This window comes from Sphingomonas sp. LR55 (assembly GCF_036856015.1).
In the GTDB taxonomy this organism is placed as follows: Bacteria; Pseudomonadota; Alphaproteobacteria; order Sphingomonadales; family Sphingomonadaceae; genus Sphingomonas.
In genome coordinates, this window is sequence record NZ_JASPFO010000001.1 from 208,488 (window position 1) to 232,920 (window position 24,433).

18 protein-coding genes and 4 pseudogenes are annotated in these 24,433 nt (G+C 65.6%); 11 read left to right on the forward strand and 11 right to left on the reverse strand.

What is annotated here, in order from left to right; translation table 11 throughout:
* Positions 1-31 precede the first annotated feature (31 nt).
* The 3 genes from QP181_RS01005 to QP181_RS01015 all read right to left on the reverse strand — a co-directional run bounded on the left by QP181_RS01005 (position 32) and on the right by QP181_RS01015 (position 1,849).
* On the reverse strand, positions 32-457 hold the full coding sequence (locus QP181_RS01005) for an HIRAN domain-containing protein (RefSeq protein ID WP_333927285.1): 426 nt from the start codon (positions 455-457) through the stop codon (positions 32-34).
* A 150-nt stretch (positions 458-607) separates the two neighbouring features.
* Positions 608-841: a hypothetical protein gene (locus QP181_RS01010; protein ID WP_207901243.1), complete on the reverse strand. Its 234-nt coding sequence runs from the start codon at positions 839-841 to the stop codon at positions 608-610.
* A 219-nt stretch (positions 842-1,060) separates the two neighbouring features.
* Positions 1,061-1,849, reverse strand: coding sequence for a metallophosphoesterase family protein (locus QP181_RS01015; RefSeq protein ID WP_333927286.1), 789 nt, complete (start codon positions 1,847-1,849; stop codon positions 1,061-1,063).
* Between the two features lie 129 nt (positions 1,850-1,978).
* On the opposite strand from QP181_RS01015, the gene QP181_RS01020 reads away from it, so the two are divergent.
* Entirely contained in the window at positions 1,979-3,001 is a 1,023-nt protein-coding gene (locus tag QP181_RS01020; protein WP_333927287.1) for a M48 family metallopeptidase, read from the forward strand.
* On the opposite strand, the gene wecC is transcribed toward QP181_RS01020, so the two are convergent.
* A complete protein-coding gene (gene wecC / locus QP181_RS01025; RefSeq protein WP_132897699.1) occupies positions 2,958-4,268 on the reverse strand; it encodes a UDP-N-acetyl-D-mannosamine dehydrogenase in 1,311 nt (436 codons plus the stop codon). The genes QP181_RS01020 and wecC overlap by 44 nt on opposite strands.
* The gene (wecB, locus tag QP181_RS01030) at positions 4,252-5,439 is read right to left on the reverse strand and encodes a non-hydrolyzing UDP-N-acetylglucosamine 2-epimerase (protein WP_207901244.1); all 1,188 of its coding nucleotides are present in this window, start codon (positions 5,437-5,439) and stop codon (positions 4,252-4,254) included. The genes wecC and wecB overlap by 17 nt, the downstream gene beginning before the upstream one ends.
* A 145-nt stretch (positions 5,440-5,584) precedes the next feature.
* On the opposite strand from wecB, the pseudogene galU reads away from it, so the two are divergent.
* A pseudogene (galU, locus tag QP181_RS01035) lies at positions 5,585-6,455 on the forward strand (UTP--glucose-1-phosphate uridylyltransferase GalU).
* 85 nt (positions 6,456-6,540) lie between these two features.
* Here the strand turns inward: galU and QP181_RS01040 are convergent.
* The 5 genes and pseudogenes from QP181_RS01040 to QP181_RS01060 form a co-directional block, all read right to left on the reverse strand.
* Entirely contained in the window at positions 6,541-6,810 is a 270-nt protein-coding gene (locus QP181_RS01040) for a hypothetical protein (RefSeq protein ID WP_333927288.1), read from the reverse strand.
* Between the two features lie 209 nt (positions 6,811-7,019).
* Positions 7,020-7,547, reverse strand: a complete 528-nt coding sequence (gene moaB, locus QP181_RS01045; RefSeq protein WP_333929521.1) for a molybdenum cofactor biosynthesis protein B — start codon at positions 7,545-7,547, stop codon at positions 7,020-7,022.
* A gap of 366 nt (positions 7,548-7,913) precedes the next feature.
* Positions 7,914-8,933: pseudogene (locus tag QP181_RS01050) on the reverse strand (transglycosylase SLT domain-containing protein); the annotation flags it as partial.
* Positions 8,934-8,986: 53 nt separating this feature from the next.
* Entirely contained in the window at positions 8,987-9,421 is a 435-nt protein-coding gene (locus tag QP181_RS01055; protein ID WP_333927289.1) for a hypothetical protein, read from the reverse strand.
* Positions 9,418-10,158 (reverse strand): uracil-DNA glycosylase, encoded by a 741-nt coding sequence (locus QP181_RS01060; protein WP_333927290.1) that lies wholly within the window; start codon positions 10,156-10,158, stop codon positions 9,418-9,420. Before QP181_RS01060 ends, QP181_RS01055 begins: the two co-directional genes overlap by 4 nt.
* Positions 10,159-10,298: 140 nt before the next feature.
* Here QP181_RS01060 and QP181_RS01065 point away from each other — a divergent pair, with 140 nt between their 5' ends.
* The 6 genes and pseudogenes from QP181_RS01065 to QP181_RS01090 all read left to right on the forward strand — a co-directional run bounded on the left by QP181_RS01065 (position 10,299) and on the right by QP181_RS01090 (position 17,899).
* Entirely contained in the window at positions 10,299-11,960 is a 1,662-nt protein-coding gene (locus QP181_RS01065) for an electron transfer flavoprotein-ubiquinone oxidoreductase (RefSeq protein WP_333927291.1), read from the forward strand.
* A gap of 136 nt (positions 11,961-12,096) precedes the next feature.
* Positions 12,097-13,371 carry a tetratricopeptide repeat protein gene (locus tag QP181_RS01070; RefSeq protein ID WP_333927292.1) on the forward strand — a complete coding sequence of 425 codons (1,275 nt, stop codon included), beginning with the start codon at positions 12,097-12,099 and terminating at the stop codon, positions 13,369-13,371.
* 461 nt (positions 13,372-13,832) lie between these two features.
* Entirely contained in the window at positions 13,833-14,501 is a 669-nt protein-coding gene (locus QP181_RS01075; RefSeq protein ID WP_333927293.1) for a 4-(cytidine 5'-diphospho)-2-C-methyl-D-erythritol kinase, read from the forward strand.
* Between the two features lie 358 nt (positions 14,502-14,859).
* Positions 14,860-15,931 (forward strand): annotated as a pseudogene (recA, locus tag QP181_RS01080) (recombinase RecA).
* A gap of 491 nt (positions 15,932-16,422) precedes the next feature.
* Positions 16,423-17,259, forward strand: a complete 837-nt coding sequence (locus tag QP181_RS01085) for a class I SAM-dependent methyltransferase (RefSeq protein WP_333927294.1) — start codon at positions 16,423-16,425, stop codon at positions 17,257-17,259.
* 17 nt (positions 17,260-17,276) lie between these two features.
* A pseudogene (locus QP181_RS01090) lies at positions 17,277-17,899 on the forward strand (glutathione S-transferase family protein).
* 230 nt (positions 17,900-18,129) lie between these two features.
* On the opposite strand, the gene QP181_RS01095 reads toward QP181_RS01090, so the two are convergent.
* Positions 18,130-19,467, reverse strand: coding sequence for a dicarboxylate/amino acid:cation symporter (locus QP181_RS01095; RefSeq protein ID WP_332755266.1), 1,338 nt, complete (start codon positions 19,465-19,467; stop codon positions 18,130-18,132).
* 70 nt (positions 19,468-19,537) lie between these two features.
* Here QP181_RS01095 and QP181_RS01100 point away from each other — a divergent pair, with 70 nt between their 5' ends.
* From QP181_RS01100 to alaS, 3 genes are all read left to right on the forward strand, one after another.
* Positions 19,538-20,815 carry a M24 family metallopeptidase gene (locus tag QP181_RS01100; protein WP_333927295.1) on the forward strand — a complete coding sequence of 426 codons (1,278 nt, stop codon included), beginning with the start codon at positions 19,538-19,540 and terminating at the stop codon, positions 20,813-20,815.
* 138 nt (positions 20,816-20,953) lie between these two features.
* Complete coding sequence (locus QP181_RS01105) at positions 20,954-21,223, forward strand: hypothetical protein (protein ID WP_333927296.1); 270 nt, start codon at positions 20,954-20,956, stop codon at positions 21,221-21,223.
* A 332-nt stretch (positions 21,224-21,555) separates the two neighbouring features.
* Complete coding sequence (gene alaS, locus QP181_RS01110) at positions 21,556-24,207, forward strand: alanine--tRNA ligase (RefSeq protein ID WP_333927297.1); 2,652 nt, start codon at positions 21,556-21,558, stop codon at positions 24,205-24,207.
* The last annotated feature ends 226 nt before the right edge of the window (positions 24,208-24,433 follow it).

Here is a 24,433-nt window from a genome sequence, read left to right on the forward strand (position 1 = left end):
CCAGATATCTCCGCGGGGGAGGATCAGGAGTTCACGCCCCCCACTCCGGGCCTTCGGGGTCGGGATAGAACGCGTCCGGATCGAAGGGCGCGGCGCGGCTACGCGACCGGGCCGCCAATTCTCTCTCCACAAGATCCGGTAGCGTCGGCGCACCGCCGCCGAAGCGGATGCGGACATAGCCCATGCTGCCGACCAGCGCCTGGAATACGACGACATGCTCCTCCTGCTGGATGCGGCGCCCGATCAGCGGCGCGCGTTCGGCGGAGAGATAGCCCATCTGGATACCGCGCAGGCTGAACACCGCGACCGCGTTGGCGTCGTGCGGGTTCTTCGGTTCGCAGCGCAACTCGACCGGCTCGCCGGGGGCGCAGAGCAGCAACTCCATCCGCCGGTTGCTCTTGCTGCGATCCGTGTTGGGGAAGTCGATGCCGACCACGCCGAGCGTCAGTTCGTCCATCCCGCGAATCTCCCAGCCTCGATGCATGACGCCTTGGCGCACTTAGCCTGGGTGTACAGCGCGGTATCGCCAATCGTCAGGCAGCGATGGACCGCGGACAAAAAAATAGCGGCCCGAAGACCGCTATTTCCTTCAACGAAGTCGTTAGACTTAGTTGCTGTCCGAGTTGTCGTCGTTGTCTGCAACGATAACGATCCCGGCTACGACTGCTGCCGCTGCCAGGATTGCGACGATAACGCCGCCACCTGCCAGCTCGTTCTTGTCAGCCGAAACCGAACCCGAACGAACCGACTTCGAAACCGACAGGCTTGCCGGTGCTGCCATGGCCGGAGCAACTGCCATCGTGGCTGCTGCTGCGGTCAGGATGTACTTCCCAAGACGCATGATGAACTCCCTTTGTGCTCGTCGCCCCGCAATTGGCACGAAACCAACCCCAAGGCAACCGCGGTAACTGGCACGAAACCGAAGTGTTCCGCACTGTTGCGGCAGTGCAACATGCATCTGCCTTCCGGGGTGCATAGCCGTTGCCGAAGGCCGGAGAAAGGGGCGTATCGCCCTCGTTGCCGTAAATTCCCGCCAAAACGGCAGGCGCTTCGCAAGAATCTAGGACGTCGCATCGGGGGCACGCGACCCCGTCGTCTGCACCTGCCACGTTTCGCCGCCCTCCAAACCCAGTGCGGTGAGCTTGCCGGATGCGTACGCGCCCGTATCGACCCCGATCCGATGGTTCCGATAGTCGACCTCGTCCGTCATCGTATGACCATGAACGATGATCTTCTCGAGCTTGTTTCGGTGATCGAGAAACGGATCGCGGATCCATCGGAGATCGGAAGGCCGTTGCCGATCCAGCGGCGCGTCGGGGCGCACGCCAGCGTGCACGAACGCGTAGTCGCCGATCACGATCATGTCCTCGAACGCGCTCATGAAGTCGCGATGCGCCGGGGGGACCAGGTCGCCGAGGCGCTGGACGAGCTCTTCATAATCCAGCCGTTCATATTCGGCGGCGTCCATGCCGTAGCTCAATATGGTCTCGCGTCCGCCGATCCGGCAAAACAGGCGCAGCGCCTTGGGTTCGCCGTCGAGCGCACCGAGAAAGATTTCCTCGTGATTTCCGAGCAGAAACCGCACCGTCCCGCGGGTCTCGGCCAAGCCGCGCAAGCGCTCGATCACGGCCGCGGACGCCGGACCACGATCGACGATGTCGCCAAGGAAGATCAGCGTTGTATCGGCGGGCCCGCGTTGCGCCTCGTCCGTATCGATCAGCGCAATCAGTTCGTCGAGCAGATCGACGCAGCCATGAATGTCGCCAACGGCATAGATCCGCTGCCCTTCGGGCACAAAGGATGTGGGGGCTTTTGCGGCGGTACGTGACTTGAAAAGCTTGGAAATCATGATGCCGACAATGTGTGGAGGACGGTATCGAACGGCAATACCGAGGAAAGCGCCGCGCATACGGGGTAACGCGTCGGGTCGCAACACACGCACGCCGACCCGTTGGCCATCATAGGGTGGAGGCATGACGTGTCGGGCGAACGCGGCTATTGCCCGATCATGACCCTCATCACCCGGCTGATGCCGCTTCTCCTGCTGACCGCGGCGGCGCCTGCCAAGGAGCCCCCTCTCGCACCTGCATTTTTTGATGCGTTGCGGGTTGCGGATCTCCGCCTGGCGACGATCGCCTATCGCCTGACGACGGCCAATGCGCCGCTTTGCGACAGGCTACAGCCACAGATCGGCATGCCGATTCATGCGCTTAGCCAATATGCCCCGGCGGCACGCGCGACCGCGACGGCGGTCTTTGGATTCGAATCGCTGATCGGCGTCGAGGCGGTGGTGGCGGGTGCGCCGGCGGATCGTGCAGGTATCGCCGCGAACGATTCGCTGGTCGCGATCGGCGAGACTGCGCTGCCCGGACTACCGGCCGCGAACGCGCCGGAGAATGCCGCGGCTCGGGATCGCGCCGAGGCGGCGATCACTGAGGCTCCGCTGCGCCAGCCGCTGCGCCTGACCGTGCTGCGCGAGGGGCAGCGTCACGCGATCGCGGTGACTCCGGTCGCAGGCTGCCGATCGCGCTTCGAGATTCTGCTCGGCAGCGGTCTCGATGCCAGCGCAGACGGTTCGGTGGTCCAGATCGGCGAGCGCTTCTTCGAAGGCTATACCGATGCCGAGATCGCGGTGGTCGTCTCGCACGAACTCGCGCACAACATCCTGCGTCACCGGAGTCGGCTCGACGCGGCAAAGATCAATCGTGGATTGCTGGCTGAGCTCGGTCGCAATGGCCGCCTGATCCGCGAGACCGAGGATCAGGCCGACCTGCTCGGAATTTATCTGCTCGCCAATGCCGGGTTCGACCCGATGTCCGCGCCGAAATTCTGGCGGGACAAAGGGGGCGCGGTCGATGGCGGACTTTTTCGCAGCCGTACGCATGCCTCGTCCAAGGCGCGCGCCAACGCGCTCGAAGCCGTCGCGCAGGCGATCGCGGCCAACCCGGTCCGGCCGATCATCCCGCCGGTCGTCGCGACGCGGGACGTGCCGTTGCGCTGACGATCGATCGCGGCTGGTCGGGCCAGATCCCGCGCGTGTCGAGCACCGCTTTGTCGGCGCGCTCCTCGAGCGGAATCGATTTGAAGACGTCGTGATCGACCAGCACGACCATGATCGGGCAGGTCTCGATCGCGGTATCGACGTCGATCAAGGTCGCACCGGTACCGGCAAGTGCTGCGGGCAGGGTCCTGGCATAGGGCTCGACGATCCGGACGCGGTCGCCAAAGGCGTCCGCGACGGCTTGCGCGACTTTCAGCGCAGGGCTTTCTCGGAAATCGTCGATGTTCGCTTTGAAGGCGAGGCCGAGGCACGCCACTGGCGCGCCGGGCATCGATTCTACCAATGCCGCCACCTGCGCGATGACATGGTCGGTTTTGCCGTCGTTTACCTCGCGTGCGGTCCGGATCAGCGGGGTCTGGTCGGGGGCGGCGTGGACGAGGAACCAGGGATCGACCGCGATGCAATGCCCGCCGACGCCCGGCCCCGGCTGAAGGATGTTCACGCGCGGATGGCGATTGGCGAGACGGATCACCTCCCACACATCGACCCCCATCGTGTCGGCGATCAGTGACAATTCGTTGGCGAAGGCGATGTTGACGTCGCGAAACGCATTCTCCGTCAACTTCGTCATTTCGGCCGCCCGTGCGGTGGTGGTGACGCACGCGCCACGGACGAAGCGCCGGTAGAAGGTGAGTGCTTTGCGCGCGCAGCGTGGTGTGATCCCGCCGATGACGCGATCATTGTCGATCAATTCGACCAGGATGCGGCCGGGCAGGACCCGTTCGGGGCAATAGGCGATCGCGATATCCGCCTGTTCGCCGGCGCGGCCGGGAACGCGGATGTCGGGACGCAACGTCGCCAGCAGATCGCGGACCTGTTCGGTGGTGCCGACCGGCGAGGTCGATTCGAGGATGATCGTGTCACCCGGTTTCAGCACGCCGGCGATCGTCGTCGCGGCATTCAGGACATAGCCGATGTCGGGGGCATGATCGTCGTCGAACGGCGTTGGTACCGCGATGACGAACACGTCCGCGGGTTCGATCGTCGTCGAGGCGCGCAGCGTTCCCCGCGCGACGACGCCGGAGACAAGTCCATCGAGATCGACCTCTTCGATATGCACGCGCCCCGAGTTGATCGTCTCGACCACCGATTCGGTTACGTCGACGCCGAGTACGCGCGCGCCGGTGCGCGCGATCACCGCAGCAGTCGGGAGCCCGATATAGCCCAGGCCCATGACGACGACGGTGAGTTCAGTCTCGGTCAGCATGCGTGTCCTGTCCCTTTGCGATCTCGGATGCGTCTCCGGGAACGATCCCGGGCGCGATGAAGTTCGTGACGATGGCGGCGATACGCGCGGCGGCGTGGCCGTCGCCGAACGGGTTGTGCGCCCGCGCCATCGTCGCATACGCGGCCTTATCGTCGAGCAGCGTGAAGATTTCGGCAACGATTCGCGTCTCGTCGGTTCCGATCAGACGTGCCGTGCCGGCGGCGACGCCTTCGGGCCGTTCGGTCGTCTCGCGCATCACCAGCACCGGTTTGCCCAGCGCGGGCGCCTCTTCCTGTACGCCGCCCGAATCGGTCAGCACGATGTCGGCCATGCCGAGCGCCCGGACGAAATGCGGGTAATCGAGCGGCTCGATCCGGGCGACGTTCGCGCGATCGCCGAGAATTTCGTCCATCACCGAAACGACGTTGGGGTTGGGGTGGACCGGGAAGAGAACGGCGACGTCGTCGCGTTCCGCGATCCGTCCGATCGCGCGGGCGATCGCCGCCATCCCGTCACCGAAATTCTCGCGGCGGTGCGTCGTCACCAGGACGATCCGCTTTCCCACAAAGCGTGCGGCAATCGCGTCCAGCCCGGCGGCGAGCGATGGGTCGGCGGCGACCTTGGCGCTGGTCCAGTGCAGCGCGTCGATCACGGTGTTGCCGGTGACGTGGATCGTGTCGGGCGCGATTGTCTCGCGGCGCAACGCCTCGGCCGACGTCTCGGTCGGTGCGAGATGCAGCGCGGCGATCGGTGCGACGATCCGGCGGTTCACTTCCTCTGGCCAGGGGTGGTAGATATCGCCTGAGCGCAAGCCGGCCTCGACATGCGCGACCGGGACCTTGCGGTAATAGGCGGCAAGCGCACCGGTCATCGCGGTGGCCGTGTCGCCCTGGACGATGACGAGGTCGGGTCGTTCAGCGTCCATCACCTCGCCGATCCCCGTCAGCAGCCGCGCGGTCAGGCGATCGAGCGACTGGCCGGGCTCCATCAGATCGAGGTCGATATCGGGCGCGAGATCGGCGATCGCCAACACCTGATCAAGCAACCCGCGATGCTGCGCCGTGACGCAGGTGCGCACCGACAGGCTCTGGTCTTCAGCCAAGGCACGGATAACCGGGAAGAGTTTGATCGCTTCGGGACGCGTGCCGAATATGACGAGAATTTTGGACATGGAACCTTCGTAGCGCATCGCGTTTAATGACGCGCTAACCGGCCGTGACGTTTGATCGATTGGTCAGCCCGATTTGCACTGATCCGTAACGACCGATAAACACGCCGGAAAGATTGCCGATCCGACTATAATCCTGGAGTTCAGAATGACTATAAAGCCACTGCGCAAGGCTGTATTTCCGGTGGCTGGACTTGGCACCCGCTTTTTGCCCGCCACGAAGGCGATGCCGAAGGAAATGCTGACCGTCGTCGACAAGCCGCTGATTCAATATGCGGTAGAGGAAGCGCTTGAGGCGGGGATCGAGCAGATCATCTTCGTGACCGGCCGCGGCAAGGGTGCGCTCGAAGATCATTTCGATATTTCGTACGAGCTTGAGGATACGATGCGCGCGCGGCAAGTCGCTCGATGCGATCAGCCATATCCGGATGAAGCCGGGTTCGCCGGTCTATGTCCGCCAGCAGGAGCCGCTTGGTCTCGGTCATGCGGTATGGTGTGCGCGCGATATCGTCGGTGACGAGCCATTTGCGGTGCTGCTCCCCGACGAACTCATGGTCGGCAGGCCCGGCTTCATGAAGCAGATGGTCGAGGCGTATAATAAGGTCGGCGGCAACGTCATCGGTGCGCTCGAAGTGCCTGATTCGGAAACCGACAAATACGGCATCATCTCGCCGGGCGCGATCGACGGCCGACTGACCGAAGTCACCGCGCTGGTCGAGAAGCCCAAGCAGGGCACCGCGCCGTCGAACCTGATGATTCCCGGCCGCTACATCCTCCAGCCGGAGGTGATGCGGATCCTGGAGACACAGGAAAAGGGTGCGGGTGGCGAGATCCAGCTGACCGATGCGATGGCGCAGCTGATCGGCAACCAGCCGTTCCACGGCTTCACCTTCGATGGCCAGCGCTACGATTGCGGCGACAAGGGCGGGTATATCCAGGCCAATCTGGCGATCGCGTTGTCGCGCGACGATATCGGTCCGGGTGTTCGTGCGTTTGCCGAGCGTTTGCTAGCGAACTGATCGAGCCGATACGCCTAGCGCGGGTCGAGTATCGTGCGATCCTCCCCCTGGCGGGGGAGGATCCTCGAACCCGCACCGTAACGTATCACTTCAGCGCGATGGTCGTTTCCGAAGGCGTCGCCGCCACCATCGTGGTCTTCGGCATGTCAAGCCCCGCGGCGCTCCACTGCGCCGACGTCTTGCACGTCCTGTTCTGAAGGTGGCTGCCGGTAACGGCCGGATCGGTCACGCAATATTTCTGCATCTTCGCATCGTATTTCAGCTTCGTCGTCGGCTGCGACCCGGCCGCGAGGCTCGGCGCGGCGGTGACGAGAACGGTGGCGGCGATGAAGCTGTTCAGGATGAGCGATGGCATGATGGCGTCCTTCGGATCGTTGGTGTCGCAACCCGATCGGGTTACGGGACGACCAATGCACCGAGTGTGCCAGTTTACTAATACGGTGCTACACGAAGTGCAACTCGTTGAACCTGATGGGTATTTTACGATTGCCATGTCGCGCTACGGAAATGACCGCTCCGTACGCCGTACCATGATCTGGCGCGACGTACGGGACATTGGCGCTTTCAGCGTTCCAGCAACCGCGGCATGAGCTCAACGAAATTGCAGGGGCGGTGGCGGCTGTCGAGCTGGGCGCGCAGGATTCCGTCCCAGCCGTCCTTCACCGCCCCGGTCGAGCCCGGCAGCGCGAAGATATACGTGCCATGCGACACGCAGGCGCACGCGCGCGACTGGACCGTCGAGGTGCCGATCGTCTGGTAGCTGAGCATGCGGAAGAGTTCGCCGAAGCCGGGTATCATCTTCTCGGCGACCTGCTCCACGGCCTCCGGCGTCACATCGCGCCCCGTCACGCCGGTCCCGCCGGTGGTGATGATGCAATCGATCTCGGGATCACCGATCCAGGCGTGAAGACACGAGACGATCGTCTCGACATCGTCCTTCTCGATCCGGCGGTCGGCGAGCACGTGTCCGGCTTCGGTCAGCCGCGCGACGAGGGTATCGCCCGAGCGATCCTCGGCAAGGCCCCGCGTATCCGACACGGTCAGCACGGCAATCCGCACCGGCAGGAATATCCGGCTCTCGTCGATCGGCATGAAACTCAGTCCGCGCGTGACGGTGGTAGACTGCGGCCCGACGCTCGCATTCACCGCGACCGTCGCCTGCATCGGCGTCACGCTGGCATGATATTGCGTGTACGGCTTGGCGGCCATCCTGACCGCCGCTGCACCCGGCAGGCCGGGGAAGCGCGGCCACATACCCTGCGCGAGTGCATTACGGCTGACCGACGCCTTCTTGCCGCCCTGCGCTTCGTACATCCAGTAGTTGCGCAGCACGGTGGTCACATAGCCGCGCGTTTCCCAATACGGGATGCTCTCGATGTACATCAGCGGATCGCCGTTATCGTGGACAATCGCGTTCCAGTCGCCGACCGGGCGCGGCCCCGCGTTATAGGCCGCGATCACCTTCGGCAGCAGGCCACCGGTCACGCCCGCCATATCGCGCAGCCGCTCGAGATGGCGCTGGCCGATATCCATGTTGGTCGATGGCTTGGTCAGCGCCTTCATGTCGATCGAGGTGCCACGCTCGCGCGCGAAATCTGTCGCGGCGGCGGGCATGATCTGCATCAGGCCATACGCGCCGGCCGGGCTCTTCACGGTGTTGCGGAACCGCGATTCCTCGAGCGTGTGCGCGTAGACCAGCGCCTTGTCGATGTGCCAGCCGCTGTCGGGCGTCCAGTTCGGCGTCGGATAGCGCGCCTCGGCAGTCGACGTGACCCCTTGCGGACAATTATGCGCAAGGAAGACGGTGGTCGCGGGCAGGCTCAGCGCTTCGGAGATACGGACCAGGTTGCCGAACTCGCGCGGGTCGCCGATCTTCGCCTGCTGACGGATCACGGTATCGGCCAGATCGGTCTCGCCGACCTCGACCAGCGCCGCGGCGACGCGGACGTTCGGACGCTTGCCGACCACTTGCCAGTCGCTGGCAACGAGCCCGCCAACCGACGTGCCCTTGTCCTTCATCGCCAGTTGCTGGCGCGCAAGCTGGCCGTAGAAGCTCTCGCTGAACTGCGCCGCCGCCTTCAGGCGACCTTCGATCTTGTCGGGGCGCGAGCACACCATGTCGGCACGCGACGCCCAATACAAAGCCGCCGCACGCAGATCGACGTCGCCCGCACGCGCCGCGACGCCCTCGAACCCGCTCTCGGCATTCGCACAGTCGTTCTGCCGCCATGCCGACAGCGCATTGACCCAGCGGCCCTGGACCGCCCAGTCGCCGACGCCGTCCTGCGCCTTGGTCGCCATGACCCGCGCGTTCACATCGTCGCCTTGCAGGAAATAGATCCACGCGATCTTCTGCTGCCATTCGGTCAGCGCCTCCGGGGTAAGACCGGGCGTGCTCTCCAACAGGGACTGCGCTTCGCGGCCCATATCGGCCTTGACGTAAGGCTGCATTTTCAGCGCGAGATCGGCGGCGATCATGTCGCCCTTCAGGCTCTTCGCGCGGACGCGACGCGGCGCGCCGTCCTGCCAGATCAGTCGCTGTGCGACCGGCAAGGGGGCAGGCCAACCGCACCGCGCATCGACGCGAGCCGCGCAATTTGCTCGGCCTCTGGCAGCTCGGGCGCTTCGTTGAGCAGCGCGACCAGCGGCTCCATCTCGACCTTGGGCGATCCCTTCGCCGTATACATTTCGGCGCGCGCGATCGCGTGCAGCGGGCCGGGCTTCATCGTGTCGAGCTGGATCTGCGCGTCGGTCCACTTGCCGTCGCGGATCGCCGCGAACACCGTCTTGTACGCCTCGCGCTGGCCCGCATCGAGCTGGTCGGGGATCTGCTCCAGCGTCAGCGCACCGACCAACTGCGTCGTCCCGAGCCGGGCATCGCCGCTAGGCTCGCCGGCTACGGTCGCTGCCAGAGCTGGGAAGGGAAGGGCGCTCAGCCCGAGAACGATAGCTAGAGTCCGAATCATCTCACACCCTCTTGCGTCTGTCCGCGCATCAGCACCTGCAAATCCTTCCAGGCCTCGGCCTTGGCCGCCGGCTTCTCGATCAGGAACCGCGGATGAAAGCTCGCGACTACGCTCGTTTCTCCGGTCTTATGGTTAAACCCGTGTAAACGCCCGCGCGCCGCCTGTAATTCCGTCCCGAGGATCGCACGGCTCGCCGCATTGCCCAGCAGAAGCAACTGCTTGGGGGCGACCAGACCGATGTGATGCTTGGCGATTTCCGCGAGCCGTTCTTCGACGTCGCTATGGATCCGTCCTGCGGTAGGCCGCTTCGCGCAGACTGCGGCCAGATGCACTTCGTCCCGCGTCAGACCGATCGCCGCGAGCATCCTGTCGAGCAACCGCCCCGACGCGCCGCTGAGCAATGCGCCCGCATCGCCGTCGTCGCGGTCGGGACAATCGACAAGCACCATGACCGTAGCGTCCGCGGGTCCGATCGCCGCCAGCGAAACCCCGCTCCAGTCCGCCTCGGGAACCTCCGCACCGCTCCGCCAGTTTAGGAAATCGGCGAACAGAAGCGGCATCGCAGACGGTGCAACGGCCGATGCGGCAGGCGCTGCGGCGGGCACGACAAGCGGTTCAGGCGCCGCAAACCAGTCGCGCGGCGCGTCGTCGACCAGCGTGTCGACGCCAGCCTCGTGCCACCAGTCGAGCGCACTCGCCGCAGCATTTCGCCAGTCGATGGTTTGGTCCGCCCCCACGCGGTAACCTATGCTGCACGGTTGACGTGGCGGTCAACTCGCGCAATCGCCATATTGGATAAGACGGTGCCGGCCCGAGCCCGAACGAAGGGCAGGGGCGGATAGACTGGGCTAGAGGGGACATCCCCCGGGAGACGATGATGACGACACGTGAATCGATGCCCTATGATGTGGTGATCGTCGGCGCAGGTCCGGCGGGGCTTTCGGCAGCGATCCGTCTCAAACAATTGGCGGCCGAGAAGGACGCCGAGATCAGCGTCTGCGTGCTCGAAAAGGGCTCCGAAGTCGGCGCGCATATCCTGTCCGGCGCGGTCATCGATCCCAAGAGCCTCGACGAGCTGCTGCCGACCTGGCGCGAGGACGGCTGTCCGCTCGCCGAGGTCCCGGTCACCGAGAACCATCACTGGATCCTCAGCAAGACGAAGAAGAGCGAGATGCCGCACTTCGTCACGCCGTCGTTCCTGCACAACAAGGGCACGTACACCGGCTCGCTCGGCAACCTCTGCCGCTGGCTCGCGGGCAAGGCGGAGGAACTCGGCGTCGAGATCTTCCCAGGCTTCGCCGCCGCCGAAATCCTGTTCAACGACGACGGCTCGGTGAAGGGCGTCGCGACCGGGGACATGGGCGTCGCGCGCGACGGCACGCACAAGGGCGACTACACCCCGGGTCTCGAACTCCACGCCAAATACACCTTCTTCTCCGAAGGTTGCCGCGGTCACCTCACCAAGGAGCTGATCCGGACGTTCGCGCTCGACAAGGACAGCGATCCGCAGGTCTACGGCCTCGGCATCAAGGAATTGTGGGACATCGATCCCGAACTTCATGTCCCCGGTCGCGTCATCCACACGCAGGGCTGGCCGCTGTCCGAAACCGAAGGCTCGAACGGCGGCGGCTGGATCTATCACCAGGCGAACGGCCAGGTCTCGATCGGCTTCGTCACGTGGCTCAACTACACCAACCCGCATCTCTCGCCGTTCCACGAGATGCAGCGCTGGAAGACGCACCCCGAGATCGCCGCGCTGCTGAAGGGCGCCAAGCGCGTCAGCTACGGCGCACGCGCGATCAGCGACGGCGGTTTGCAGTCGATCCCCAAGCTGGTCATGCCTGGCGCAGCGCTGATCGGCGACAGCGCCGGTTTCCTCAACGTGCCGCGGATCAAGGGTACGCATACCGCGATGAAGTCCGGCATGATGGCCGCCGAAGCTGCTGTCGAGGCGATCGTCTCGCAGCGCGGCCATGACGAACTCGCCGCCTATCCCGAGGCGTTCGAGAAGTCGTGGGTCAAGAAGGAGCTGTCGGTCGTCCGCAACGTCGTGCCGCTGGTCAAGAAGTTCGGCGACCTGATCGGTTCGGGCCTTGCCGGCATCACGATGTGGCTCGAGCATCTAGGGATCAAGGTCCCCTTCACGATGCACCATCATCCCGACCATGAGAGCCTGTGGCGCAAGGACCTCGTCAAGCCGATCGCCTATCCGAAGGCGGATGGCGTCCTGACGTTCGACCGCCTCTCGTCGGTGTTCATCTCGAACACCAACCACGAGGAGGACCAGCCGGTCCACCTGACGCTCAAGGACCCGGCGGTACCGATTACGTACAACCTGCCGATGTACGACGAGCCCGCGCAACGCTATTGCCCGGCCGGCGTTTACGAGGTGGTCGGCGTCGAAGAGGGCGATCCGAAGTTCGTCATCAACGCGCAGAACTGCGTCCACTGCAAGACCTGCGACATCAAGGACCCCACCCAGAACGTCAACTGGGTCGTACCCGAGGGCGGCGGAGGCCCCAATTATCCCAACATGTAAGCCCGTATTCTTCGCACTCGGTCTCGTCCTGGCGGCTCCCGCCACGGCCGGGACGGGTGACCTCTCCGCCTATCTGAAGGCCCGCGCCGCCGACGCCGCGGGCACGCCGGACCTCGCCGCCGCCAGCTACGCCAAGGTGCTGGCGGCATCGCCTGCCGATCCCATCGTCGCGATCCGCGCCTACCGCGAGGCGCTGGAGGCGGGCGACATGCCGCTCGCCACGCGTGCCGCCGCGGTGCTGGGCAAAGCTGGCGTAGCCCCCGCCGACGCCGCGCTTCTCCCGCTCGCCGATGCCGCGCGACAAGGCGACACCAAGGCCGCGAGCGCCGCCATCGCCACGCTCGCCACCGGTCCTCTCGTGGTGCTCGCGCCCTCGCTCTACGCCTGGGTCGCCCGCGCCGAGGGTCGCGACCCCGAACCGTCGCTTGCCACTGCCGCGAAGGACCCCGTCGCCAACCGCTTCGCCACCGAAACACGCGATCTGATCGCCAAGGCGCCCGCCAAGCAACCGCTCGCGATCGGCGTGTCGCGGCTGCTCGCGCGCCTCGCCAGCGACCTCGCCGCCGGCGAACCTTCGCCGCTGTCGATCGCCCTGACGCAGGCCGCACTGCGCGCCGACCCCCGCTATGACGGCGCGCGTATCCTCCTCGCCGACGCGCTCGCCCGCAACAAGGTCGTCGACCGGGCGCTCGCGGTCCTCGACGAGATCGACCCGAAGGGCCCGTCCGCCGGGGCCGCCGCGGCCGAGCGCATCGATATCCTGTCGAACACCGACCGCGACGGCGAGGCGCTTGCCGCCGCCAAGAACCGCGTCGACCAGAAGGGCGCGGAGCCCGCCGACTGGCAACGTTACGCCGATCTACTGCTGACCACCGGCAACCCCGCCGAAGCCGCGACCTGGTATCAGCGCATCATCGCCGCCGACGGGGACAAGGGCGGCACCTGGGGGGCGTGGCTGCAATATGGCGGCGCGCTCGACCAGGCCGGACGTTGGCCCGAAGCGCGCGACGCTTTGGAAAAAGCCGTCGCCCGCGGCCCTGCGCAACCGCTCGCGCTGAACTATCTCGGCTTCGCGCAAGTCGAGCACGGCGACGACATTCCCGCCTCGATCCGGCTGCTCGAACGCGCCACCCGCCTCGACCCGACCAACGCGTCGGTCACCGACTCGCTGGGCTGGGCCTACCACCTCTCCGGCAACACCGCGCGCGCTCCCGCTGCTCGAAACCGCCGCGCAGGCCGAACCCACCAACGCCGAAATATCCGATCACCTAGGCGACGCATACTGGAGCACAGGCCGAAACTACGAAGCCCGCTACGCCTGGCGCGCCGCGCTCCTCACCGCCGAACCAGCCGATACCGCACGCATAACCGCAAAGATAGCCAACGGCCTCCCCCAAAAAACCGGCGCTAAGTCCCTCTGCCACCGGGGAGAGGGAAGGACCCCACACTACCCAAAAACCGTCGCCCCAGCGAAAGCTGGGGTATCCCAAGAGGCACGCGCCGCCTGCCAAACCACGATATCCCGGCCTCCGCTGGGATGACGGATGTTTTGTGGCTAAGCCGATGCACAACGCCGGACGCCGGCCAAGTCCGCCCAAAACCTCGAGACCCCGCAATGCCCGCCATAACCGAATCCGCGCCCGCCAAGATCAATCTGGCTCTCCACGTCCGCCGCCGCCGCGCCGACGGCTATCACGACCTCGAAACCCTCTTCGCCTTCGCCACCGACGGCGACCTAATCACGGTAGAAGCCGCCCAAACCAATAGCTTCACCATAACTGGCCCCTTCGCCGTCGCACTCCTCCCAACCCCCAACACCCCCCGGCGAAGGCCGGGGCCCAATTGGGAACGGACAATGAAGACGCGCACGGCTTGCCCAACGCCACTCAAGGCAGCGCCCCTTGGAACGGCAATCTCGTAACCGCTGCCGCAGACGCCTTCACCACCGCATTCGCTCCGAACACCCACCACGCCATAACTCTCGAAAAGCACCTCCCGATCGCCTCGGGCATAGGCGGAGGATCAGCCGACGCCGCGGCCACCCTCCGAGCGCTGGCCCGACTCCACGGCGTCCCGTCAACCGACCCCCGCCTTCACGACATCGCCGCAAAGCTCGGCGCAGACGTCCCCGCCTGCCTCGCCAACCGCACCACGCTCGGCACCGGCAAGGGCGACACGCTTACCGAGATCGAAGGTCTCGTCGGCACGCCACTGCTCCTCGTGAACCCCGGCGTCGCCGTCTCCACCGCCGCTGTCTTCAAAACCTGGGACGGCAAGGACCGAGGCCCGATCTCCAAAGGTGACCTCCTCGCTCGCGCCCTCGAAGGCCGCAACGACCTCGAGCCCCCCGCGCTAGCGCTCGCCCCCGAAATCGCGGAAGTGCGCACCCTTCTCGACGCAGCGCACGGCGTCCTCCTGTCCAGAATGTCCGGCTCGGGCGCCACCTGCTTCGCCCTGTTCGAAACCCTTGAGGCCAGAGACGACGCCGCCACCGCCGCCCAAGCCTGCGACTGGTGGACCCTCGCAACCACGCTCGCCTGATCAAACGCGACCCCTAATAAGCCCGCCCTCGTAAGAAAGACTGACCGAATTTCGATCAAAGATCGCCGCCCCCACCCCGTCATTCCCGCGGAGGCGGGAACCCATACTGGTTGGCGTCGCAATAGGATCGCTGGCCCTTCAGGCTATGGATCCACGCCTGCGCGAGGATGATGACCGATCATATATTAAGGCGGCCGATTTCGTGGCGCCGTGCCCAGCGCATCCGTGACCACGACCAAGCCCTAAATCTTTCCGCACAAACCACCGTTCCCCACTTGTTCCACAAGAACAAAGAGAATACATGGCGTTTGACGCGTTGAATGGCACGCGCGCTTGCTTTAGCGATGGGAGCTTATCAATGGCCGCTAATCTGAAAGTGATCGACACCGGCATGGCAACCGCAACCAACGACCGCCAGAAGGCGCTCGACGCCGCGCTCGCGCAGATCGACCGCGCCTTCGGCAAGGGCTCGGCGATGCGCCTGGGCTCGAAGGAAACCATGCAGGTCGAGGTCATCTCGACCGGATCGCTCGGGCTCGACATCGCACTCGGCGTCGGCGGTCTGCCGCGCGGCCGCGTGATCGAGATCTACGGGCCGGAAAGCTCAGGCAAAACCACGCTCGCGCTCCACGTGATCGCCGAAGCGCAAAAGGGCGGCGGCACCGCCGCGTTCGTCGATGCCGAGCACGCGCTCGATCCGGTCTACGCGAAGAAGCTCGGCGTCAACATCGACGAGCTGATCGTGTCACAGCCCGACACCGGCGAGCAGGCGCTCGAGATCGTCGACACGTTGGTTCGCTCGAACGCGATCGACGTGCTCGTGGTCGACTCGGTCGCGGCGCTCGTGCCGCGTGCCGAAATCGAGGGAGAGATGGGCGACAGCCATGTCGGCCTCCAGGCCCGTCTCATGTCGCAGTCGCTGCGCAAGCTCACCGGCTCGATCAGCCGCTCGCGCTGCATGGTGATCTTCATCAACCAGCTCCGCATGAAGATCGGCGTCATGTACGGCAACCCGGAGACGACGACCGGCGGCAACGCGCTGAAGTTCTACGCCTCGGTCCGCCTCGACATCCGCCGCATCGGTGCGATCAAGGCCGGCGAAGAGGTCACCGGCAACCAGACGCGCGTCAAGGTCGTCAAGAACAAGGTCGCCCCGCCGTTCAAGCAGGTCGAGTTCGACATCATGTACGGGCAGGGCGTTTCAAAGCTCGGCGAAATCCTCGATCTCGGCGTAAAGGCCGGCTTAGTCGAAAAGTCCGGCGCATGGTTCAGCTATGACAGCGTTCGTCTCGGCCAAGGCCGCGAGAACTCGAAGACCTTCCTCAAGGACAACCCCGAAACCGCCGACCGCCTCGAAAAGCAGATCCGCGCGCACTGACAAGGTCGCCGAAGAAATGATGGCCGGCCCCGACGCCGAAGACGACGTATAAGGCTTTTCCCCTCTCCCTCCGGGGAGAGGGAGGGGCCCATTGCCTTCGCAATGGGAGGGTGAGGGTGCGCGGTGGCTTGGTTGCATCGGCATCAGCCTCTTTGCGTCGGCGTCGGATTTCTACGCAGGCAACGCACTGCCGCTCCCCCAACGCTCCACCCCGGCGAAGGCCGGGGCCCAGTTGGAAAGGTCGCAATAACGAAGCGCGATCTTTCGTTACAATCGGCTCCCAACTGGGCGCCGGCCTGCGCCGGGGTATCAGTTCCTACCGAATGCGGCACCCGTCCCCCTTGTTCTCCCGCGAAGGCGGGAGCCCAGTCTGGATCCCCGCCTTCGCGGGGAAACAAGGAAGGGCAGACGACCGCCCAAAGGCAACACAACAGGCCCCGCGACGCCGCTAATTCCCCAACGCCAAACCCGCGCGAGCCTCTATACTTCCTATACTTCACTTCAAACCGCCGCCCCCGATCCGACCATGAGGCACTTCGACCCATGACCACCGCCTACGACTGGACCGGCAGAATAGGCGACGTCTGGGCCGAAGAATGGCGCCGAACCGACCGCAGCTTCATCAACCTGACGCCACGTTTAAACGCAGCGATCCTCGCCGCCGCGATCTCCCGAACCCGCAAGATCATCGACATAGGCTGCGGCGCCGGCGCAACCTCGCTCGCCACCGCCCAAGCCTTCCCGAACGCGACCGTAACCGGCATAGATCTCTCACCAACCCTGATTGAGATCGCGAGACACCGCGCCGAAACCCAGGCCAACGCTCGCTTCGAATGCGCCGACATCACCGTCGCCGCCGCGAACCACGCCCCGACAGACCTCTACGTCTCGCGCCACGGCGTCATGTTCTTTGCGGACCCCATTGCTGCCTTCACCACTTTGGCTGAAGCCGCCGCCCCCGACGCAAGGCTCGTCTTCTCCTGCTTCGCCGACCGCGCCGCCAACCGCTGGGCCGCCGAAATCATTACCGTGACCGGTGGCAATGCCGACGCTCCGGCAACCACCGCACCCGGCCCTTTCGCCTTCGCCGACCCGACCTACGTCGCGAGCATCCTCGAGAAATCCGGCTGGCCTGTTGTGTCACCCCAGCGTGTCGACTTCGCCTACCGAGCAGGGGAGGGCACCGACCCCGTCGCCGACGCCGTCGACTATTTCAGCCGCATCGGCCCCGCCGCCTCAGCCATCCGCGACGCTCCTCCCGAGGAACGCGAGCAGCATATCGCGCGTCTCACCCAGGTCTGCGACTGGTACGAAAGCGGCGACACGGTGGAATTCCCCGCCGTCGCCTGGATCTGGACCGCGCGCAAATCGTCCGAATAAAAAACAGGGGGCCCAGCATGATCATCGTCCACCACCTCGAAAACTCGCGATCGCAGCGGATCCTCTGGATGCTCGAGGAACTCGGCCTCCCCTACGAGATTAAGCGCTACGAGCGGAACAAGGCAACGATGCTCGCGCCGCCCGAACTCAAGCAGGTCCACCCGCTCGGCAAGTCGCCGGTAATTGAGGATGACGGCCAGGTGGTCGCCGAGACGGGCGCGATCGTCGAATATCTCGTCGACAAGGCGGACGGCAAGCTCGGCGCCCCCGCCAACCGCGCCGACGCGCTACGCTACCGCTTCTGGCTTCATTATGCGGAAGGCTCGATGATGCCGCCGCTGCTGCTGAAGCTCGTCCTCGCGCGCATCCCGATTCTGGGCAAGGCAGCGACCAAGAAGATCCAGCCGATGATCGACGTCCACCTCGACTATGTGGAGTCCGAACTGTCGCAGCGCCCTTGGTTCGCCGGCGCCGAGATGACCGCCGCCGACATCATTATGAGCTTCCCCCTCGAAGCCGCCCGCAGCCGTGGCGGCCTCAACGAGTCCCGCCCCGCGACTATCGCGTGGTTGGCAAAGGTCCACGCACGACCTGCGTACCAGGCCGGCCTAAAAAGGGCGGCCCCTATGCCTACGCTTGAGTAGCGCAAGTCGGGAACCAGCTGGGGGCCAAGAAGACGATCTCTCCCCCAAACACCACCCCGGCGAAGGCCGGGGCCCAGTTGGAAAGGTCAAAATAACGAGACGCTACGGTGATCGCTGGCGTCTCCCAACTGGACCCCGGCCGCCGCCGGGGAGGTACTTCTTCAGTGGTCTGCCAGCGTAAAAGGACAGCCTTGAGAAGTTACCGGTTCAAGATCGCCGTCCACCCTCAAACCTGCCCCGGCCCGATCTTCTCATAGCTGTCCACATCCACCTTCGGCCCATGTCCGGTAGGTGCATGCGGGAAATCTCGATCCGCCGGCTCGCGCTCATCAAGCCCACCCTCCCATTTCGCCACCACGGTCGCCGCCACCGCATTCCCGATCACGTTCGTCGCCGACCGCCCCATGTCAAGGAAGTGATCCACCGCCAGGATCAGCAAAATCCCGGCCTCCGGAATCTTGAACATCGACAACGTCCCCGCGATCACCACCAGCGACGCGCGCGGCACGCCGGCGATGCCCTTCGACGTCACCATCAGCACCAGCAGCATCGCGATCTGCTGCCCGATCGGCATGTGGATGCCATACGCCTGCGCGATGAACAGCGACGCGAACGTCATGTACATCATCGACCCGTCGAGATTGAACGAATAGCCCAGCGGCAGCACGAAGCTCGCGATCCGCGGCGGCACACCGAACCGGTCGAGCGCCTCCAGCGTCCGCGGATACGCCGCCTCCGACGATGCCGCCGAGAACGCCAGGATCAACGGATCGCGAATATACCGCACCAGCAACCGCGTCCGCGGCCCGATCAGCAAGAACGCGATCCCGATCAGCATCGCCCACAGCAGCGCGAGCCCGATATAGAAGGTCAGCATGAAATAGCCGAGCTGGCCGAGGATGGTCGGCCCCCGCTCGGCAAGCGTCGCGGTCACCGCGGCAAATACCGCGAACGGCGCGAACCGCATCACGTAGTTGGTGATCTGGAGCATGACCGCGACCAGCGCCTCGATCGCCTTTACCAGCGGCGCGGCCTTCTCGCCGACCGCGGTGATCGCGACGCCGACGAACACCGAGAACACGACGATCTGGAGGATCTCGTTGCCCGCCATCGCCGCGATCATCGAATCGGGGACGATATGCGTGATGAACTTGGCGAGATCGAACGCCGCGCGGTCGACGCCGCTCGACGCGGTCGCCGGCGGGATAGCGAGCGCGAGGCCGACGCCCGGCTGCAACACGTTGACGAGGATCAGGCCCAGCGTGAGCGACAACAGGCTCGCGCAGATGAACCAGCCAAGGCTCCTGAGACCAACGCGGCCAAGCGCGCCGGTATCGCCCATATGCGCGATACCGACCACCAGCGTCGAGAACACCAGCGGAGCGATGATCATCTTGATAAGCCGCAGGAACAGCGTCGTCACGATCGAGAAATAGCCCGCGATGTCCTTCAGCCGTTCGGCGGACTCGGCCGTGCCGTTGTCGATCGACGCGTTCAGGATCCAGCCGACGACCATCCCCGCGACGAGGCCGAACAAGATGTAATAGGTTAGCCGCTTGGCCATTAATCGCTCCCGAGAAGTGCGAACAGGAAGGGGATTGCGGCGCCCGGGTCAAGGACCCTATCGTCCGGCGATGTCGACCGCATGCCACAAGCCCGCCTTCAGCCCCTCGCGCCGCGACCTGCTGAGCCTCGCCCTCGCGGCGCCGTTGCTGTCGACTACCGCGATCCTCCGCGCCGCCGAACCGGACCTGTCGGCGCTGTCCGACATCACCGGCACGACCAGGCCGATCGACGCCACCGAACGCGCCGCGCGGCTGGTCCGCGCGCAATCGCTGATGAAGGCAGCCGGCATCGGCGCGGTGCTGATCGAGCCCGGATCGTCGATGATCTACTTTTCGGGCGTCAGTTGGTGGCGCAGCGAACGGCTGACCGCGATGATCCTCCCGGTCGAGGGAGAGCCGTGCATCGTCACGCCGTTCTTCGAGGAGCCTTCGATCCGCGAGACGCTCGCCATCCCCGCCGAGGTCCGCGTCTGGCAAGAAGACGAGAACCCGCTCGCCGTGGTATCCGGGTTTCTGCGCGACCGGAAACTGGCCACGCGTCCGGTCGGGCTGGAGGCTGAGGTGCGCTACATCGCTTATGCGGGGCTCGCGCGCGTCCTGCCCGACGCCAAGATCGTGTCCGCCGACCCGGTCGTCCGCGCCTGCCGGATGATCAAGACTCCGGCCGAGATCGCGCTGATGCAGGCCGCGACCGAGGTCACGCTCGCCGCGTATCGCTGGACGAAGCCGCGTGTCGAGAAGGGCATGACCGGCCCCGAGATCGGCGCGCTGATGAACGCCGCGACCCGCAAGCTCGGTGGCGCCCCTGAGTTCGCGCTCGCGCTGATCGGCGAGGCGTCGGCCTATCCGCACGGCAGCCGCGAAATCCACCGCGTCGCCGAAGGCCAGGTCGTGCTGATGGACTGCGGCTGCACCGTGCAGGGCTATCAGTCCGACATCTCGCGCACCTGGGTCCACGGCGCGGCAAGTGCCGACCAGCGCAAGACGTGGGATCAGGTCGCCCGCGGGCAACAGATCGCATTCGCCGCCGCCAAGATCGGTGCACCCGCCGGCAGCGTCGACGACGCGGTCCGCCGGCATTACGAAACGCTCGGCTACGGACCGGGGTACAAGCTCCCCGGCCTGTCGCATCGCACCGGCCACGGCATCGGCATGGACGGCCACGAACCCGTCAACCTCGTCCGCGGCGAGACGACCAAGCTGGCGGCGGGGATGTGCTTCTCGGATGAGCCGGGCATCTACATCCCGGGGAAGTACGGCGTGCGGATCGAGGATTGCTTCCACATGACCGACGCTGGCCCGAAATGGTTCAGCGAACCACCCAAGTCGATCGACGCACCACTCTGAGGAAAGGGACGACATGAAGCTGCACGCAGCCATCGCGATGATCCTGCTGCTCGGGGCGAGTGCACCCCCGGTCCGAAGGCGACATCGACGCGGGCGCCGATCCGTGTCGGCACCTGCGCCTTCACGACGGTCAGCGTCGTGACTCAGCGGCTCGAAGACAATGGTCGTCCAGTCCCCGACTCCGGATCGAGCATCACCCTGAAGAACGGCGTCTACGGCGTCTCCTATGATCAGGTCGCGGCCGTCCAGCATGCGCGCGTCGGCGACCGGGTGATGACCTGCCTCGCCAAGCTGCCGACGCACTGCCCGCCGGGCGACCAGCGCGGCAAGTGGTACACGACCACCAATCTGCGCACCGACGAGTCTTGGACGCTGCCGGATGCCGAGCACATGTGCGGCGGTGCATGATTGGCTACCCGCCGATCTCCACCGCCCTACCAATCTCAACCACCCCGGCGAAGGCCGGGGCCCAATTGGGGGACGAGCATAACGAAGCACGGCGCTCCGTTATTTCCACCTTTCCAATTGGGCCCCGGCCTTCGCCGGGGTGGCGGCGGTGCGGAGTGGCGGCTCTCAACGAACGACAGCCCCCGCTTCCTTGTTCTCCCGCGAAGGCGGGAGCCCAGTCTGGATCCGCGCCTTCGCGGGGAAACAAGCTTGCTTCGTTTCAATCGGATACGTCCGAGCCTCCTCACACACCTCCCTTGAGCGAACCGCCCCGCTCGCCTAAGTCCCCGCGCATGACATCGACGAACGACATCCGCCGCGGCTTCCTCGACTATTTCGGATCGCAGGGGCACCAGATCGTGCCCAGCACGCCGCTCGTGCCGCAGAACGACCCGACGCTGATGTTCGTCAACGCCGGGATGGTGCCGTTCAAGAACGTCTTCACCGGCCTCGAATCGCGCCCCTACACCACCGCGACGTCGTCCCAGAAATGCGTCCGCGCCGGCGGCAAGCACAATGATCTCGACAATGTCGGCTACACCGCGCGCCACCACACCTTCTTCGAAATGCTCGGCAATTTCTCGTTCGGCGATTATTTCAAGGAACAGGCGATCGTCCACGCCTGGACGTTGCTGACGCGCGAATGGGGCCTGTCGCCCGACAAGCTGACCGCCACCGTCTACCACACCGACGACGAGGCGTTCGATCTCTGGAAGAAGATCGCCGGCCTCCCCGATCACCGCATCATCCGCATCCCGACCAAGGACAATTTCTGGTCGATGGGCGACAACGGGCCATGCGGGCCGTGCTCGGAAATCTTCTACGACCACGGCGAGCACATCTTCGGCGGGCCTCCCGGCAGCCCCGACGAGGACGGCGATCGCTTCGTCGAGATCTGGAACCTCGTGTTCATGCAATATGAGCAGGAGAATGCCGAGATCGTCGGCAATTTGCCCAAGCCCTCGATCGACACCGGCATGGGGCTCGAGCGCATCGCCGCGGTCATGCAGGGCGTCACCGACAATTACGACACCGACACGTTCAAGGCGCTGATCGCCGCCTCGGGCGCACTGACGCACACCGCGACCGACGGTGCCAACACCGCCAGCCACCGCGTGATCGCCGATCACCTGCGCACCGCCGGTTTCCTGATCGCCGACGGCGTGCTGCCCGCGAGCGAAGGCCGCGGCTATGTCCTGCGCCGGATCATGCGCCGCGCGATGCGCCACGCGCACATCCTCGGCGCCAAGCAGCCGCTGATGCACCGGCTGGTCCCCGCCCTCGTCACCGAGATGGGCGCGGCCTATCCCGAACTGTCGCGCGCACGCCCGCTGATCGAGGCGACCCTCCAGCAGGAGGAGACGCGCTTCCGCCAGACGCTCGACAAGGGGCTGAAGCTGCTCGACGAAGCGACCACCGGTATGACCGACGGCACGCTGGCCGGCGACGTCGCGTTCAAGCTCTACGACACCTACGGCTTCCCGTACGACCTGACCGAGGACGCACTGCGCGAACGCAACATCGCGGTCGACCGCGCAGGCTTCGACACCGCGATGGCCGAGCAGAAGCGCGCCGCCCGCGCCGCCTGGAAGGGCTCGGGCGCGAAGGCCTCGGACGACATCTGGTTCGACATCGTCGAGCAGACCGGCGGCACCGAATTCCTCGGCTACGCATCGGATACCGGCGAGGGCGAGGTCGTCGCCTTGGTCAAGGACGGGGCGCGCGTCGACCACGCCACGACCGGCGATACGGTCGCGATCGTCGTCAACCAGACGCCCTTCTACGGCGAGAGCGGCGGGCAGGTCGGCGACGCGGGCCACATCTCCAACGACACCGGCCTGCGCGCGAACGTCACCGAGACGTCGAAGCAGCTCGGCCGCGTGTTCGTCCATCACGCGATCGTCAACGCCGGCGAGATCAAGGTCGGCGACCCGGTCAAGCTCCAGATCGACGTCGCCCGCCGCGCACAGATCCGCGCCAATCACTCGGCGACGCACCTGCTGCACGAAGCCCTCCGCGAACGCCTCGGCACGCACGTCGCGCAGAAGGGGAGCCTCGTCGCGCCCGACCGCCTGCGCTTCGACTTCTCGCAGCCGGTCGCGATGACCCCCGCCGACATCGCGCAGGTCGAGGCCGACGTGAACGCGCAAGTCCGCGGCAACGGCGCGGTTACGACGTTGCTGATGACCCCCGACGACGCGATCGCGATGGGCGCGATGGCGCTGTTCGGCGAGAAATACGGCGACGAAGTCCGCGTCGTGTCGATGGGCTCGACCGAGGACGGGACCTACTCGATCGAGCTGTGCGGCGGCACGCACGTCAACGCGCTCGGCGACATCGGCCTGTTCAAGGTTGTCGGCGAAGGCGCTGTCTCCAGCGGCATCCGCCGTGTCGAAGCGCTCACCGGCGAAGCGGCGCGCGCCTATCTGACCAGCCGTGACGATCGCCTCCGCGAGACCGCAGCAGTGCTTAAGTCGACCCCCGACGAGGTCCCAGCGCGCGTCGCGTCCCTGCTCGAAGACCGCCGCCGCCTCGAACGCGAACTCGCCGACGCGAAGAAGGCGCTGGCGCTGGGCGGCGGCGGTTCGGGCGAAGCGGCTGGCCCCGAACAGGTCGGCGGCGTGGCGTTCATCGGCCAGGTGCTTAACGACTTCGAAGCGAAGGGTCTGCGCGGCGCAGTCGACGAGGCAAAGCAGCGGCTCGGCTCGGGCATCGCGATGCTGGTCGCGATCAACGACGGGCGAGCTTCGGTGGCCGTCGGCGTGACGGCGGACCTTGTCGCCAGCCACAACGCCGTCGACCTGCTCAAGATCGCGGTGGCCACGCTAGGCGGTCAGGGCGGCGGTGGCCGTCCCGACATGGCGCAGGGTGGCGGTCCCGATGGCGATAAGGCTGCGGACGCGGTGGCCGCGGTGCGGGCGAAGCTTGAAGCGGCAGGCGCCTAAACTCGCGGAACGTCGCACGCTAACCCCAACCAGTGCTCCCCGCGGACGCGGGGGCCCAGCTAAATACAGTTGGCGAGCTAGACTCCTGTTCCCCGCTTTCGCGGGGGAACAGGCTGCACCAATGAAGTAACACGCTACAACTAGCTCCACCCCGGCGAAGGCCGGGGTCCAGTTGGCACGTCCGGAGTAACGGAGGGCGGTGAGTCGTTACTGCCGTCCCCCAACT

Excerpts from the sequence above, each read along its gene's own strand:
- QP181_RS01055 (WP_333927289.1), bottom strand. The coding sequence starts at position 9,421 with ATGATTCGGACTCTAGCTATCGTTCTCGGGCTGAGCGCCCTTCCCTTC.
- wecC (WP_132897699.1), bottom strand. The coding sequence starts at position 4,268 with ATGCTGACCGAGACTGAACTCACCGTCGTCGTCATGGGCCTGGGCTAT.
- QP181_RS01005 (WP_333927285.1), bottom strand. The coding sequence starts at position 457 with ATGGACGAACTGACGCTCGGCGTGGTCGGCATCGACTTCCCCAACACG.
- QP181_RS01015 (WP_333927286.1), bottom strand. The coding sequence starts at position 1,849 with ATGATTTCCAAGCTTTTCAAGTCACGTACCGCCGCAAAAGCCCCCACA.
- QP181_RS01010 (WP_207901243.1), bottom strand. The coding sequence starts at position 841 with ATGCGTCTTGGGAAGTACATCCTGACCGCAGCAGCAGCCACGATGGCA.
- QP181_RS01085 (WP_333927294.1), top strand. The coding sequence starts at position 16,423 with ATGACCACCGCCTACGACTGGACCGGCAGAATAGGCGACGTCTGGGCC.
- QP181_RS01065 (WP_333927291.1), top strand. The coding sequence starts at position 10,299 with ATGACGACACGTGAATCGATGCCCTATGATGTGGTGATCGTCGGCGCA.
- QP181_RS01100 (WP_333927295.1), top strand. The coding sequence starts at position 19,538 with ATGTCGACCGCATGCCACAAGCCCGCCTTCAGCCCCTCGCGCCGCGAC.
- wecB (WP_207901244.1), bottom strand. The coding sequence starts at position 5,439 with ATGTCCAAAATTCTCGTCATATTCGGCACGCGTCCCGAAGCGATCAAA.
- QP181_RS01095 (WP_332755266.1), bottom strand. The coding sequence starts at position 19,467 with ATGGCCAAGCGGCTAACCTATTACATCTTGTTCGGCCTCGTCGCGGGG.
- alaS (WP_333927297.1), top strand. The coding sequence starts at position 21,556 with ATGACATCGACGAACGACATCCGCCGCGGCTTCCTCGACTATTTCGGA.
- moaB (WP_333929521.1), bottom strand. The coding sequence starts at position 7,547 with ATGCCGATCGACGAGAGCCGGATATTCCTGCCGGTGCGGATTGCCGTG.
- QP181_RS01040 (WP_333927288.1), bottom strand. The coding sequence starts at position 6,810 with ATGCCATCGCTCATCCTGAACAGCTTCATCGCCGCCACCGTTCTCGTC.